Below are 14350 nucleotides of genomic sequence, written 5' to 3'. Positions count from 1 at the left end.
CACGGACGCTACCACATCCGGGACGGCCAAGACAGATCCTTTCAAGCCCCTCCGGTCAGGCGGCGAGTGCCGCCTCGACCGCCGCGAGTGCCTGGTCGGCGCGGGCCGCATCCGGCCCGCCCGCCTGCGCCATGTCCGGGCGACCCCCACCGCCCTTGCCGCCGGCCGCCTCGGCCGCGGCGCGCACCAGCGCCACGGCATCGAACCGTCCGGTCAGGTCCTCGGTCACGCCGATGCAGACCGACAGCTTGCCCTCGGCCCGGCCGATCAGCGCGACCACGCCGGAGCCGAGCTGCTGCTTCAGCGCGTCGGCCATCGGCTTCAGCTCGCGCGCCGGCAGGTCGTCGACGATCCGGCCGGTGAACTTGACCCCGCCGATGTCCTTGATCTCGGGCGCAGTCCCGCCGCTGCCCGCGGTCGCCAGCTTGCGCCGCAGGTCGGAGACCTCGCGCTCGAGCCGCCGCCGCTCCTCGACCAAAGCTGCCAGCCGCGCCGGCAGCTCGTCCGGCGTCACCTTCAGCGCCGCGGCGGCGTCGGCCAGCAGCGTGTCGCGATGGGCGGCGTAGGACACGGCACCTTCGCCCGTCACCGCCTCGATCCGGCGGATGCCGGCGGCGACCGCGCCCTCCGACACCAGCTTGAAGGCGCCGATATCGCCGGTGCGGCCGACATGGGTGCCGCCGCACAGCTCCTGCGAATAGACCCTGTTGCCGTCCTGGCCCATGCCGACGACCCGTACGGTGTCACCGTACTTCTCGCCGAACAGTGCCATGGCGCCGGCCGCGATCGCGTCCTCCGGCGTCATCAGCCGGGTGGTGACCTCGGCGTTCTCGCGGATCCGGGCGTTGACCTCGGCCTCGACGGCGGCGATGTCCTCGGCCGTCAGCGGCCGCGGCTGGCTGACGTCGAAGCGCAGCCGCTCCGGCGCCACCAGCGAACCCTTCTGGGTGACGTGCTCGCCCAGCCGGCGGCGCAACGCCGCATGCAGCAGATGGGTGGCCGAATGGTTGGCGCGGATCGAGCTGCGGCGGGCATGGTCGACCTTGAGCTCGACCGCGTCGCCGACCTTCAGCGTCCCGGACTGCACCGTGCCGATATGGGCCCACAGCGCGCCGGCCTGCTTCTGGGTGTCGCGCACCGCGACGGTGACGCCGCCGGTGCCCCCGGCCAAGGCGATGGTGCCGGCGTCGCCCATCTGGCCGCCGCTCTCGGCATAGAACGGGGTCTGGTTGACCAGGACCACGACCTCGGCGCCCGGCCCGGCCTGGTCCAAGACCTGGCCGTCGACCACCAGCGCGGTGACCACGCCCTCAGCGATCTCGGTGTCATAGCCAAGGAATTCAGTGGGTTCGAGCTTTTCCTTCAACTCGAACCACAAGGCGCCGGTGGCTGCCTCGCCGGAGCCGGCCCAGTTCTTCCGGGCCTCGGCACGCTGCCGCCCCATCGCCGTGTCGAAGCCGCTGGTGTCGACCGTGCGGCCCTGGCCGCGCAGCACGTCCTGGGTCAGGTCCAGCGGGAAGCCGTAGGTGTCGTACAGCTTGAACGCCACCTCGCCCGGCAGGGCCTGGCCGGAGCCGAGCCGGCCGGTCTCGTCCTCGAGCAGGCGCAGGCCGCGGTCGAGGGTCTGCTTGAAGCGGGATTCCTCCAGCTTCAGCGTCTCGGTGATCAGCGCCTCGGCCCGCACCAGCTCCGGATAGGCGGCGCCCATCTGGCGCACCAGCGCCGGCACCAGCCGGTACATCACCGGGTCGCGCGCGCCGATCAGATGGGCGTGGCGCATGGCCCGGCGCATGATCCGGCGCAGCACATAGCCGCGGCCTTCGTTCGACGGCATGACGCCGTCGGCCATCAGGAAGGAGGTGGCCCGCAGATGGTCGGCGATCACCCGGTGGCTGATCTTGTGCGGCCCGTCGGGGTCGCTGTTGGTGGCATCGGCCGAGGCCTCGATCAGGGCCCACATCAGGTCGATGTCGTAATTGTCGTGCTTGCCCTGCAGCACGGCTGCGATGCGCTCCAGCCCCATGCCGGTGTCGATCGACGGCCGCGGCAGGTCGACCCGCGTCTCCCTGGTGACCTGCTCGTACTGCATGAAGACGAGGTTCCAGATCTCGATGAACCGGTCGCCATCCTCATCCGGGCTGCCCGGGGGGCCGCCGGCGATGCCCGGGCCATGGTCGAAGAAGATCTCCGAGCACGGGCCGCAGGGGCCGGTGTCGCCCATCGCCCAGAAATTGTCCGAGGTCGGGATGCGGATGATCCGGTCGTCCGACAGGCCGGCGATGCGGCGCCACAGCGACGCCGCCTCGTCATCGGTGTGGTACACCGTGACCAGCAGCTTGTCCTTGGGCAGGCCGTATTCCTTGGTGATCAGGCCCCAGGCCAGCTCGATCGCCCGTTCCTTGAAATAGTCGCCGAACGAGAAATTCCCCAGCATCTCGAAGAAGGTGTGGTGCCGGGCAGTGTAGCCGACATTCTCGAGATCGTTGTGCTTGCCGCCGGCGCGGACGCATTTCTGCGAGGTGGTCGCGCGTTTGTAGGGCCGCGTCTCCATGCCGGTGAAGACGTTCTTGAACTGCACCATGCCGGCATTGGTGAACAGCAGCGTCGGGTCGTTCCGCGGCACCAGCGGGCTGGATGCCACCACCTCGTGGCCGTTCTCGCCGAAGAAGTCGAGGAAGGTCGAGCGGATGTCGTTGACGGTCTGCATCGGGGAGGTCGGCCTGGGCGTCTTGATGGTGCGGCCTCGGAGAACCCGACGGCCGAGCCGACGCTTGTAGCGCGCCGGGGCGACCGCTGTCCAGGAAGGGACGCGGTTGAAACGTTGCCGATATCATGCCATCCGCCGGCGCGACGGCGCTGGCCGAGGCGGATTCCTTGGGTTGCGCCGGGGGCATTGGGGGGCGCATCATTTTCGGCTCGGCCCCCCTCACCCTCCCGTCGCCAACGCGACGGGCCCCTCCCTCTCCCCGAGGAGAGGGAAAAAGGTGCGGCTCTCCATTCACCTCTCCTTGGGGAGAGGCCGAAATCGCACAGCGATTTCGGGTGAGGGGGTGGCTCGGGCCATCGGACCGGTCGACTTCGCGCTCACCCGGTGTCGGGTGCGTTCGAGCTGTGGAGCCAGAGATAGGGGTCGATGCCGAGGGAGCGTGAGGGGCGCTCGGCGATGGTGTAGGTGGTCTCGGTATCGAACCACTTGATGACGTCGGCTTCCTGCAGCCGGACCGCCAGCCCGGCCTTGAGGCCCGGGACGCGGGCCGGGTCGAGCCTGGCGAAGGCCCGCTCGACCACGGCGCGGGCCGTGTCCCGGCGCCGGGCCCGCTCGGCGGTCGCAGAAGGCCGTCGTCCGCGCCGTCACCGCCTGGATCTCGGCCTCGCCGCCCGCCGGCCGGGGCCGGGCGCGGCGTGGTCTGCCAGGGGCCGGCCCAGCGGCGCCATTCCTCGGTGATGCCGAGGCCGCAGGCCAGCCCGGCCATCACCGAGCCGAGCGGCCGGTCCTCGACCGGCTCGTCGCTGTCGTAGAGGTCGTCGACCCGCTCATCGAGCTCATCCTGGAGGGCGGCGGCGCGGCGGGGATCCTCGATCTCCTGCCAGATGACCTCGTGCAGGGTCTCCTCGACCTGGTTGCGGTGACCGTCACGGCGGGCCTCGCGGGTGGCCTCGCGCTCGGCGGCCTGGGCTTTCTCGCGGGCGCACAGGGTGTCGGCGGCACGGGCGCGCAGCGCCAGGGAGCGCTGCACGGTGCGGGAGAAGCGGCTGAAGGCCAGCCCGGCCTCCTGCGCCTCGGCCCGGGCCGTCTGCACCGCGGCCTCGTCGGCCTTGGGCTGGGCGGCGCGGGCCTGGGCCGCGACGGCGCGGACGCCTTCGCCCTCGGCCAGCTGCATGGCGATCTCGGCCAGGCGCGTGAGCATCTGGATCTGCTGCAGCGCGAGGCTGCGGCAGAAGGCCTGGACGTCGAGATCTGCTGGTGTGGGCTCCATGGAACGTAGCATGAACGAAGCCCGAAGGGTTGCGCAATGAACATTGCGTTAACGACATTATCCTTGGCCCAGCGCGGCCGGCGGCGGGCTGGATCGTCAGGGCGTCACCGTCGGGGCTGATCCGGCACTGGCTCGGCCAGCCAATGCTCCCGCATCTTGGCTTCGGCGAATTCCATGAACGCCCGAGTCGCCTTCGGCTGCTGCCGGCGGCTGACATAGACGAAATAGATGCCGGTCTGGTGGCTGGCGATCCGGCCGCAGGTGCTGCTGATCCCGGCGACGGACACCGACTTCGAGACCGCCTCCTACCGCGACTTCGACACCGGGCGGTTTCTGCCGCGCGCCTTCATGCAGTTCGGCTGGAACATCTACGCGCCGGACGAGACGACGCGGCGAAACCCCTATGCGGTGCCGATGCGGGCCTCGCCCGAGCAGTTGCGCGGCCTGCCGAAGGCGCTGGTGATCACCGCCGAGAACGACCCGCTGCGCGACGAGGGCGAGGCGTATGCCCGCCGACTCAAGGAGGCCGGGGCCGAGGTCACGGCCACTCGCTACAACGGCATGATCCACGACTTCGTGCTGCTCAACGGCATCCGCGATGTGGCCGGGACGCAGGCTGCCCGGAAGCAGGCCGGCGACGCCATCCGCGAGGCCCTGGCGAAGTGACGACGCGCGCGGGCCGGGCTCTGACGCACCGGTCCGCGGCGCCCGGATCACTCGTGGATCGGCGAGGTCAGCACCGTCTCGTCGGTGTCGACGACGAAGACGGCGAGCAGCTTGGCGGGCTCGGTCGCGCTGGCATTGGCGCTGACGGCGTGGCGGTCGCCCGGCATCTCGGAGAAGTTCTCCCCAGCCTTGTAGGTGACCACCGGTCCGTCATTGACCTGGCTGCGGATCGCCCCCTCGAGCACGGTGGCATAGATGAAGGCGGAGCTGGGATGGGTGTGCGCCGGCGAGGAGCCGCCGGGCGCGTACTCCACCAGCACGCCGCGGAGGCTCTTGCCAGGGACGTTCGGCAGGGTGTGCTCGTAGACCAGGGTCACCCTGGCCGCGTTGTCGTCGGCCGATGCCGCGCCGGCGCAGAGTGTCGCGACGGCCAGGGCGGCGAGAAAGCGCTTCATGATCGTGCCTTTCGGATGGAGCGCCGGCACCCGGCCCGGACGGCCGGATGGCAGCGCCTCGTCCTCAAGACGAGACGGCACGTGACGATGTGACGGGGGTCGGTGCCTTTCTGAAGCGGCCGGACGTCACCCAGCCACGGACCGGGCCGGCAGCAGCGCGTCGAATCGGGCAACCGTCCGCTCGTGCCATTGGTGCAGCGGAGCCCAATCCTCAGGGTGGTGGAGATCCCACCATTCCAACCTGGCGGACCCGAAGCCGTCGCCCTGCTCGACGCCATAGCCGGTGCCGTCGAGCCCGAGGATCCTGATGGTCGAAAACGGCGCCAGCCTGATGGCCGCCAGTTCCGCCAGCACTGCTGCGATCTCCTCCTGCCGCAGGATCGCCTCGCTGCCGTAAGTGACGGGCTCCGGGTCCTGCAGGCGCTGATCCCAGACCACGCGGCGGAGAAACAGGCCCGACCGGGCCTCGATCACCGCCCAAGAGCAATACGGCTCGAAGGACGGGTAGCGCCACAAACGCAACAGCCGGCGGGCGTCCCGATGCGGCGCCAGGCCGGAATAGGTCTCCGGATGGTCGAGCAGCGCATGGGCCTGTCCGAAATGGGGGCCGGAGGCCGTCATGTGTGCAGCCGTCCAACGGGGCCGTACATCACATCCGAGCGCAGCACATGCTTGGCGCCCGCAGTCACCGGCCGGCCCTCATGGAACAGCTCGTGCCGGAACAGCAGTACCAAGCCGGTCGATGGGATGACGACGGTGTCGGCGAAAGCGGTCTCGCCGCCGGTGAAATCGTCGTTGAGGTAGACCATCAGGGTCAGGCGGCTTTCCTCGCCGTTGCCACGGCGGAACACGCCGTCGACATGGCCGCCGAAATACTGAGCCTGATCATAGCGATAGAAGCGAAACCTCTCGTTGATGCCGATCGCCTGGCGCCCGTCGAGGAAGGGCGGAACGTGCTTCCGCAGACGGTGCCAAAGGTCGGCGGCCATGGCAGCGTCGTCGCGAATGGCGCGGCTGTTGTTGCGCAGCCCGGCATCGCGAACCGCCCCCTTGGCGGTGGTGATCGTGGCCGCCTCGTAATCGCCAGCCCCAGCGATCCAGCCCCGGCATTCCGTCGGGCTGAAGCAGCCTGCGACCGTGTAGATGCCGGGCGCGACAAGGATCGCCATCACCCCCTGCCCGCCGCAGTCGGCTTGTCTTGCGAAAAGCCGGCCTCGGCCCAAAGCGCACCACTCTTATCAGGCTTGCCGGGCACAAAGGATACGCTCAGCCGGCGCGTTCGAATGCTGCCCTCGATTCCGGGGCCACCGGTGCCGCCGACACCGTCCCACCGAATCTCATAACCGCCTGCCACTCTGGCGACATCAAGGTGATGAATGCATCCGATCTCATTGAATTCGCGTAGATTCATATCGGTGACGTCTTCGAGGGCGAAGGTCACGACGGCATGCTTGTCGAGGATGAAATACCCCTTCTCATCCGTCCGATCGGTCATCCGCCAAGTATGGATACGGATTTCCCCCGGCCCGTCGCTCGCTAGCCTCGTCGACAGCACGAAACCGTCATGGAAACTCGGGATGAACCCGTACCATTCGATGAGTTCGGCCCCGCCGGGAATATCGGGCAGCGCCGACGGGGTGCGGCCGGACATCAGATCAGGCTCAGCGTCGAATTGGTGATCGGGTAGCGGCGGTCGCGGCCGAAGTTGCGGCGGGTCAGCTTGACGCCCGGCGGGGCCTGGCGGCGCTTGTATTCGGCGCGGTCGAGCAGGCGCCACACCCGCGCCACCGTGGCCCGGTCGTGGCCGCGGGCGACGATCTCGTCGACGCTCCGCTCCTCCTCCACCAGGCAGTTGAGGATGTCGTCCAGCGCGTCATAGGGCGGCAGGCTGTCCTGGTCGGTCTGGTTCGGCTTCAGCTCGGCGGTCGGCGCCTTGGTGATGATCCGCTCCGGAATCACCCGTCCGGCCGGGCCCATGGCGCCGTCCGGATGGACCTGGTTACGCCAACGCGACAGCTCGTAGACCGTGGTCTTGTAGACGTCCTTCAGCACCGAATAGCCACCGCACATGTCGCCGTACAACGTGGCGTAACCCACGGACATCTCGGATTTGTTGCCGGTGGTCAGCACCATCTTGCCGAACTTGTTCGACAGCGCCATCAGGGTGACGCCGCGGGCGCGGGACTGGATGTTCTCCTCGGTGATGTCTGGGGTCGCGCCTTCGAACAGCGGCGCCAGCATGGCGTCGAAGGCCCGCATCGCCGGCTCGATCGAGATGCTGTCGAGGCGGGTGCCCAGCGCCGCGGCGCATTCAGCCGCGTCGTCCAGGCTGTCCTGGCTGGTGTAGGGCGACGGCAGCATGACGCAATGGACCCGGTCGGCGCCCAGCGCGTCGACCGCGACCGCGGCCGAGATCGCGGAGTCGATACCGCCGGAAAGTCCAATCAGAACACCGGGAAATCCGTTCTTGTTCACGTAATCTCTGAGGCCGAGCACCATCGCGCCGTAGATCGCCTCGACCCCGTCCGGCGGGGCGATGCGCTCGCCTTCGACGCAGTCCCAGCCATCCTCGCCGCGGACCCATTCGGTGATCGCGACATGCTCGCGGAACGAAGGCAACTGGCGGCGCAGCGCACCGTTGCGGCCGATGACGAAGGAGGCGCCGTCGAACACCAGCTCGTCCTGGCCGCCGACCTGGTTGAGATAGACCAGGGCCAGGCCGCTCTCGGTCACCCGGTTCAGCACGATCTGCAGCCGCTGGTCGGCCTTGCCGGCCTCGTAGGGGCTGCCGTTCGGCACCAGCAGCAGCTCGGCCCCGGTCTCCTCCAGGCACTCGACCACGTCGGGGGTCCAGATGTCCTCGCAGATCGGCACGCCCAGGCGCACCCCGCGGAACGGAATCGGCCCCGGCATCGGGCCGGGGGCGAAGACCCGCTTCTCGTCGAACACGCCGTAGTTGGGCAAATCGTGCTTGAACCGGGACGCCGCGACCTTGCCGCCGTCAAGCAGCAGCACGGCGTTGTGGACGCGGCCATTGTCGCGCCAGGGCGTGCCGATCAGCAGCGCCGGGCCCTCGGCGGTCTCGGCCGCCAGCTCGCGCACCCCCTCCTCCACCGCGTCGAGGAAGAACGGCTTCAGAACCAGATCCTCGGGCGGATAGCCGCTGACCGCCAGCTCGCTGGCGAGCATGAGATCGGCGCCGGCGGCGCGGGCTTCGTCGCGGGCGCGGCGCAGCTTGTCGATGTTGCCGCGCACGTCGCCGAGCGTCGGGTTCAGTTGGGCGAGGGCGATGACGAGACGATCGGTCATGACGGGATCCACGGATGACGGTCGGGGCACCCTAGCAGCCGTCCGCGCCGGCTTGAAGGTGTCGCCTCCAACTTAATTCTCAGATTGAGAAGATCAAGTGGATCGTGGCGACCTATCCGCGATGGCCGAGCTTGGCCTCGATGGCGGCGATGAACTTGTCGAGGGTCTCCAGCGCCTCCGCCGACGGCTCGACTCCCCGATGCACCGCCACGGGGTCGGCGATGACGAAGCTGCCGTCCTCCTTCACCAGGAACTGGAGGTCGCGGATGTCGATCTTCCGCATCTGCATCGCCAGCTTGATCCGCTGCAGGCTGAGCAGGCTGTTCTCGTTCAGGCGGGAGGTGTCCGCGACCCTGGTGCCCTCGAGCATGTCCTTGCTGTTGCCGACATAGCGGTCGAGAAGCATTGCGGGCCGGCCGCCGACGCGGATCAGCCCGAGCGGCTTCGCCACCGGCAGTCCCGCCTCGTCCAGCTGGTTCAGCATCACCATCTCCTTGAAGCCGGGCAGGAGATCGTGCCGGCGGAGGATCACGAGCGCCTTGTCGCCGAAGGCGAAAGCGGTCTTGAAGAAGCCGGCCCCGAGCCGGGGGCCGAGCAGGCCTTCGACATCGTCGATGCGGTGGCGGCTGCCGTCCGGCTCCACCCGCCAGAGCGTCCGCCCCTCGACCTCGACCGACCAGCGCGGCATCGCGTCCGGGGAGGGCCGGAACGCCGTCTGGCCTCCCTCCTCCCGGCGCAGATAGACCGGCGCCTGGGCGGTGTCGGCGAGCTTCTGCGCGAACGCCCGATTGTCGGCAGCGCCGTCCGCCATGTTGAGGACGATCGGCCGGTCCTCGCGCTCCAGCCGGTCGGCTTGGATCACGATCTCGTGCGGCGAGACCGGGGAGCCGTCCTCGTACACCCCGTCGCCGTCCCGGTTCGCGTGCCGGATGTCGATGAAGTAGAGATCGTCCGGATCCACGCCCGGCCGGCTCCGGAGATCCTGCTTCGCCTGCTCCCGCCAGCCGGAGCGCTGGGGCAGCGACGGCCTGGGGGCGATGTCGGGGCCGGGCGCTGCGTCGATCGGGCGGCCGGCGCTGTCGGTCACCTCGATCCGCGGCTGGTCGGCCGACGATCGGCCGGTCCGGCCGACCGCCAGGGTCAGGCCACCCCAGAGGGCGACGCCGAGTCCCATCTCCAAGCGCTGGCCGGGGGTGAGGTCGTCCCAGTCGGCAGCCAGGGTGTAGCCGGTGTTGGCCGCGGCGGTGCCGTCCGCCGCCACCGCCGTGCCGTTCATCGTGGTCCAGAACCGACTGGCTTCCCCTGCCTTCCCGGTCTGCGACAGATAGGCCAGCCGGCCGAAGGGCAGGATGCTGGCGCCGCCCGCCACCGTGTTGAACAGCGCCATGCGGTATTCCGGATTGTCCCATTGGTCGAGGCCGCGCTCCCGCAGCGCCCCGGCCTCTTCCGCGCCGCGCCAGGCGAACCAGGCCCCGGCACCCGCCGCCACGGCGGGGGCCGCGGTACCGCCCGAGCCGAACACCATCGCCCCGCCCGCCACCACGCCGCCGAACAGCGCCGCCTTGTCCAGAGCCTGTTCGACATGCTCGCCGAAGCTGTCCGGCGTGCGCGGAGTGTTGCCGCTGTCCAGCACCGCGCGGCCGTCCTTGCCCTGCAGCACCCCGTCGCGCGGATAGGTCATGTTGCCGGGCGGCAGCCGGTTCTCGCGTTTCCAGGTCGCGAAATCGGCGTAACGGCCGCCCTGGTTGTCGACGAAGCGGACAGCTCCGTCCTTGCCCTCGACCCGGAACAGCGGCAGCTGCACCGCCCCGCTGCCGCTGCTGGAGAACTGCACCGGCAGCACCGTGACCTTGGCTCCGCTCGGGTCGCGGATCGCCGACGCGATCTTGTCGATGGTCTTGCCGTCCTCGCCCTTGTGCTCGAGCCCCATCGCCCGGGCGACGCGGCTCTCCAGCGTCTCCGCCCCCGCCAACTCCATGCCGTGGCTGTTGCCAACGGAGAGCGCCTGGTCGGCGGCGGCTTGTGCCATGGGCTTTGCCACCGCCGGCGAGGCCCAGGGGTCGCCGCCCGGCGAGCGCTGCAGCACATCGGCCGTGATCTCGCGATGCTGCAGCACCAAGCCCAACAGTTGGCCGCGTGCCTCCGAGGTGGTCTTGCCCTGCTGCGGGAACGGCAGTTGCTCGACCAGCAGCTTGCGGCCCTCCGGCGTCGCCAGGATCTCGCCCAGCCGCTCGCCCTCGCCCGACTGGCCGAGCGCCTTGGCCAGCGCCCGGCCCATATCCTGCGGCAGGCCCAGCGCCTCGAAATAGGTCTGCTCCCGGGACAGGGCGAAGGCGCTCAGCGTGAAGGCATCGCGTGCCTCGCTATCCGGCGCATCGGCCATGGCGGAGACCGCCGAGGCCAGCGCCCGCGGCTGGTGCGCCAGCATCGCGGCAAAGGCCGAGGCCTGGTCCGGCGACCGCGACGCAACCAGTTGCTGCAGCCCGGCCGTGTCCAGCTTGGCCGTGAAGTCAGGCCGCTCAGGGTCGTGGCCCAGCACCAGCATCGCCGCCTCTGCATAGCTGCGGGCGGTCATCAGCGCCGGGTCCAGCTTCTCGTCGCCGCGCTTCCCGGCCTGCAGCTCGACCGAGCGCGCCGCCAGCCGGTCCGCCAGCAGCCGGGCCAGGTCCTTGTCGCCGCGCACCCGCTTGGCCAGATCCTGCGCCGAGGACGCGCCGTCGCGCTGCCATTTGCGCAGCACCCGGTCGACCAGCCGCGCCTGCTCCGCAGCCGTCAGCTCGCCGAGGTCGCTGTCGCCCTGCAACGCCTTGGCCGCGGTCTCGGCGCCGTCATCTTTCCAGAAGCGCAACCTGTGGTCCTTGACCTTGTCACGGACCCATTCGTCGATCTCGCGCGCCCGCGCCGCCGGCACCGGCGTCCTCGCCCGCTCCACTGCCGAGGCAAAGCTCGCCTCCCCCGAACCGGGGGGCTGCGGCTCGCCCTCCCCGCGACGCAACGGCGCCAGGCTCATGCTCTTCCCTCCCGGACCAGTCGACGCGAAACACGGCATTCCGGAAGAAGTTCCTAGCATTCGATTAGCCAATCGGTGCAACGCAGCAAATATCCGAGATGAAGCCTTGTTTTCGTCATCCCCTTGGCCTGAAATCCAAGCCGGCACAGGGGAGTCGCCGATTTCATGCTGATCGAGCGCGAAGAGCCGCTTGACCGACTGATCGACCTGGCCCGGCGCGCGGCGGAGGGCCATGGCGGCACGGTCGTGCTCGGCGGCGAGGCCGGGATCGGCAAGACCGCGCTGCTGCAGGAGTTCACCCGCCGCCTGGGCCCCGGTTTTCGCGTGCTGTGGGGCGGGTCCGAGGCGCTGTTCACGCCGCGCGCGCTGGGCCCGCTGCAGGACATGGCGCATGCCCTCGGCCCCCGGATGGCGGCGCTGCTGGACCAGACCGCGGCGCCGGAGCGGCTGTTCCCGGCCCTGCTGAACACGCTGCAGGAGCTGCCGGAGACGGCCGTCCTGGTGTTCGAGGATGTGCATTGGGCCGACAATGCGACGCTCGACCTGGTGAAGTATCTCGGCCGCCGCATGCCGGTGCTGCGGGCGCTGCTGGTGCTGAGCTACCGCAGCGACGAGGTCGGCCCCGACCATCCGCTGCGGCAGGTGCTGGGCGACCTGCCGGCCACGGCCGTCCGCCTGGCGATGCAGCCGCTGTCGCCGGAGGCGGTCGCCGCGCTGGCACGGGCTGCCGGCCGCTCGGCCGCCGAGCTGCACCGGATCACCGCCGGCAACCCGTTCTTCGTCACCGAGCTGCTGGCCAGCCAGGACGCGGTGCCTGGCAGCATTCCGGCCTCGATCCGCGACGCGGTGTGGTCGCGGCTGTCGCGGCTGGCGCCGGAGGAGCGCGAGGCGCTGGAGACGATCAGCATCGTGCCCGGCAGCGTCGAGCCCTGGCTGGCGCGGGCGCTGCTGGGTGCCAGGGCCGACGTCGCGGTCGACCGCTGCATCGCCCGCGGCATGCTGCTGCGCGACGGCCAGGGCGCGGTCGGGTTCCGCCACGAGCTGGCGCGGCTGGCCACGCTGGACCAGCTGTCGCCGGCCGCGCAGCAGTCGCTGCACGCCCGGGTCGAGGCGGCGATGGCCTACGCCCCGATGGCGCTGGCCGGCGCCCTGCTGCCGCGCCAGGTACACCACGCCGCCGCCGCGGACGACGGGGCCCGGGTGCTGGACCTGGCGCCGCAGGCGGCGGCCCAGGCCTCGCGCCTGGGCGCGCATCACCAGGCCGCCGCGCATCTGGCCACCGCCCTGCGCTATGCCGGCGAGGCGCCGAAGGCGGTGGCGGCGCAGCTGCACGAGGATTGGGCCAGCGAGGCCGGGCTGGCGCTGCGCATCGACGACACGGTGATCGAGGCGCGGCAGCACGCCATCGCGCTGTGGCGTGAGCTGGGGCGCATGGACAAGGTCGGCCTGAACCTGCGGGCGCTGGCGCGGCTGCTGTGGTCGCGCGGCGAGGTGCGGCAGGCCGGCGACTGCGTCGACGAGGCGCTGCGCGAGCTGGAGCGGCTGCCGCCGGGGCCGGAGCTGGCGATGGCCTGCAGCGTGCGCTCGCAGCTGCACATGCAGCAGAGCCATGTCGACGAGGCGGTCGAATGGGGCCAGCGGGCGATCGCGCTGGCCGACCGGCTGGGCGATGTCGAGACCCGGGTGCACGCGCTGAACAACGTCGCCACCGCGCTGCTGTTCGTCGACCGTCCGGGCGGGCTGGAGATGATGGAGGAGAGCCTGGCCCTGGCGCTGGAGCATGGCTTCCACGAGCACGCAGCCCGGGCCTATATGAACCTCGCCGAGTATGCGGTGGTGTTCAAGGATTTCGCCCTGGCCGAGCGGGTGCTGGCCGAGGGCATTGCCTTCGAGACCCGGCACGACCTCGATTCATGGACCCATTACCAGGTCGGCTGGCAGGCCCGGCTGCGCCTCGAGCAGGGCCGGTTCCGCGAGGCCGAATCGATCGCCGGCGGCGTCGTCGGCCTGGACCTGCTGGCGCCGACCATCCGCCTGCCGGCCCTGATCGTGCTGGGCCGGGTGCGAATGCGGCTGGGCGAGGCGGACGCCCCGGCCCTGCTGCAGCAGGCGCTGCGGCACGCGCTGGAGACCGGCGACCTGCATTTGATCGCGCCGGTGCGCTTCGCCCTGGCCGAGGCGGCGTGGCTGGCGGGCGATCTCGATGCCGCCCGCGAGCCGCTGGCGGCCGTGGCGGCGATGGATCTCGACAGCTTCGACCCCTGGGCGCTGGGCGAGCTGGCGGTATGGTGGCGGCGCTGCGAGATGGCGGCGCCCCTGCCCCAGGCAACGGCGCGGGCCCCGGCGCCGCGAGCCGCCGAGCTGGCCGGCGATCCGGCGAGGGCCGCGGCGGAGTGGACGCGGCTCGGCCTGCCCTATGAGGCGGCGCTGGCCCTGACCCAGATCCGCGGCGCCGAGGCCGGACCGGCCCTGGCCCGGGCCGTCGCGGTGCTGGAGGAGATCGAGGCGCGCCCGGCCGCCCTGCTGGCCCGCCGGATCGCGCAGCGCCTGGGCGTGGCCGACCAGCTGCCGCGGGCACGCCGCGGCCCCTATGCCGCCGCCCGCCGCCATCCGCTCGGCCTGACCCGGCGCGAGCTGCAGGTGCTGCGCCTGCTGGCCCAGGGCATGGGCAACCAGGACATCGCCCGCCGGCTGGTGCGGTCGCCCCGCACGGTCGAGCACCATGTCTCGGCGGTGCTGGGCAAGCTGAACGCCAGCAGCCGGATGGATGTCGTGCTGCGCCTCCACAGCGAGCCGTGGCTGCTGTCCGCCGGCGAAAACTAGGTAGCCGCCCCCGCAAAAATTGGGCGGCCGCACCGAAGCGCGGCCGGTGCACGGCGCCTACGGTGTCTCTCACGGCGCCGCCCCCGAACCATGCCGGACCTCGACGCAGG

Annotated in this window: 11 protein-coding genes; 3 read left to right on the top strand and 8 right to left on the bottom strand. The window is 70.7% G+C overall.

Annotated features, from left to right (window positions below):
• Window positions 1–55: 55 nt before the first annotated feature.
• Entirely contained in the window at window positions 56–2707 is a 2652-nt protein-coding gene (alaS, locus tag QFZ27_RS24585) for an alanine--tRNA ligase (RefSeq protein ID WP_429229093.1), read from the bottom strand.
• A 377-nt stretch (window positions 2708–3084) separates the two neighbouring features.
• Entirely contained in the window at window positions 3085–3288 is a 204-nt protein-coding gene (locus QFZ27_RS24580) for a hypothetical protein (protein WP_429229092.1), read from the bottom strand.
• A 311-nt stretch (window positions 3289–3599) separates the two neighbouring features.
• Between QFZ27_RS24580 and QFZ27_RS24575 the strand changes: the two genes are divergently transcribed.
• Together QFZ27_RS24575 and QFZ27_RS24570 are read left to right on the top strand one after the other, a co-directional pair.
• Complete coding sequence (locus tag QFZ27_RS24575) at window positions 3600–3986, top strand: hypothetical protein (RefSeq protein WP_429229091.1); 387 nt, start codon at window positions 3600–3602, stop codon at window positions 3984–3986.
• A 219-nt stretch (window positions 3987–4205) separates the two neighbouring features.
• On the top strand, window positions 4206–4643 hold the full coding sequence (locus QFZ27_RS24570) for an alpha/beta hydrolase fold domain-containing protein (RefSeq protein WP_429229090.1): 438 nt from the start codon (window positions 4206–4208) through the stop codon (window positions 4641–4643).
• Window positions 4644–4690: 47 nt separating this feature from the next.
• Here QFZ27_RS24570 and QFZ27_RS24565 read toward each other — a convergent pair whose 3' ends face one another.
• The 6 genes from QFZ27_RS24565 to QFZ27_RS24540 all read right to left on the bottom strand — a co-directional run bounded on the left by QFZ27_RS24565 (window position 4691) and on the right by QFZ27_RS24540 (window position 11417).
• Window positions 4691–5098 (bottom strand): cupin domain-containing protein, encoded by a 408-nt coding sequence (locus QFZ27_RS24565; RefSeq protein ID WP_429229089.1) that lies wholly within the window; start codon window positions 5096–5098, stop codon window positions 4691–4693.
• A gap of 126 nt (window positions 5099–5224) precedes the next feature.
• Entirely contained in the window at window positions 5225–5719 is a 495-nt protein-coding gene (locus QFZ27_RS24560) for a hypothetical protein (RefSeq protein ID WP_429229088.1), read from the bottom strand.
• Window positions 5716–6267, bottom strand: a complete 552-nt coding sequence (locus tag QFZ27_RS24555) for a 2OG-Fe(II) oxygenase (RefSeq protein WP_429229087.1) — start codon at window positions 6265–6267, stop codon at window positions 5716–5718. The genes QFZ27_RS24560 and QFZ27_RS24555 overlap by 4 nt, the downstream gene beginning before the upstream one ends.
• Complete coding sequence (locus tag QFZ27_RS24550; protein WP_429229086.1) at window positions 6267–6749, bottom strand: hypothetical protein; 483 nt, start codon at window positions 6747–6749, stop codon at window positions 6267–6269. The genes QFZ27_RS24555 and QFZ27_RS24550 overlap by 1 nt, the downstream gene beginning before the upstream one ends.
• The gene (locus tag QFZ27_RS24545; protein WP_429229085.1) at window positions 6749–8407 is read right to left on the bottom strand and encodes an NAD+ synthase; all 1659 of its coding nucleotides are present in this window, start codon (window positions 8405–8407) and stop codon (window positions 6749–6751) included. The genes QFZ27_RS24550 and QFZ27_RS24545 overlap by 1 nt, the downstream gene beginning before the upstream one ends.
• 112 nt (window positions 8408–8519) lie before the next feature.
• A complete protein-coding gene (locus QFZ27_RS24540) occupies window positions 8520–11417 on the bottom strand; it encodes a DUF4781 domain-containing protein (RefSeq protein WP_429229084.1) in 2898 nt (965 codons plus the stop codon).
• A gap of 165 nt (window positions 11418–11582) precedes the next feature.
• Between QFZ27_RS24540 and QFZ27_RS24535 the strand changes: the two genes are divergently transcribed.
• Complete coding sequence (locus QFZ27_RS24535; RefSeq protein WP_429229083.1) at window positions 11583–14240, top strand: ATP-binding protein; 2658 nt, start codon at window positions 11583–11585, stop codon at window positions 14238–14240.
• Window positions 14241–14350: the final 110 nt, after the last annotated feature.

This window comes from Inquilinus ginsengisoli (assembly GCF_050434925.1).
GTDB classification, from domain to species: domain Bacteria; phylum Pseudomonadota; class Alphaproteobacteria; order DSM-16000; family Inquilinaceae; genus Inquilinus; species Inquilinus ginsengisoli_B.
The sequence above is the reverse complement of the archived record's forward strand: the minus strand, read 5'-3'. Positions and strand labels throughout refer to the sequence as shown.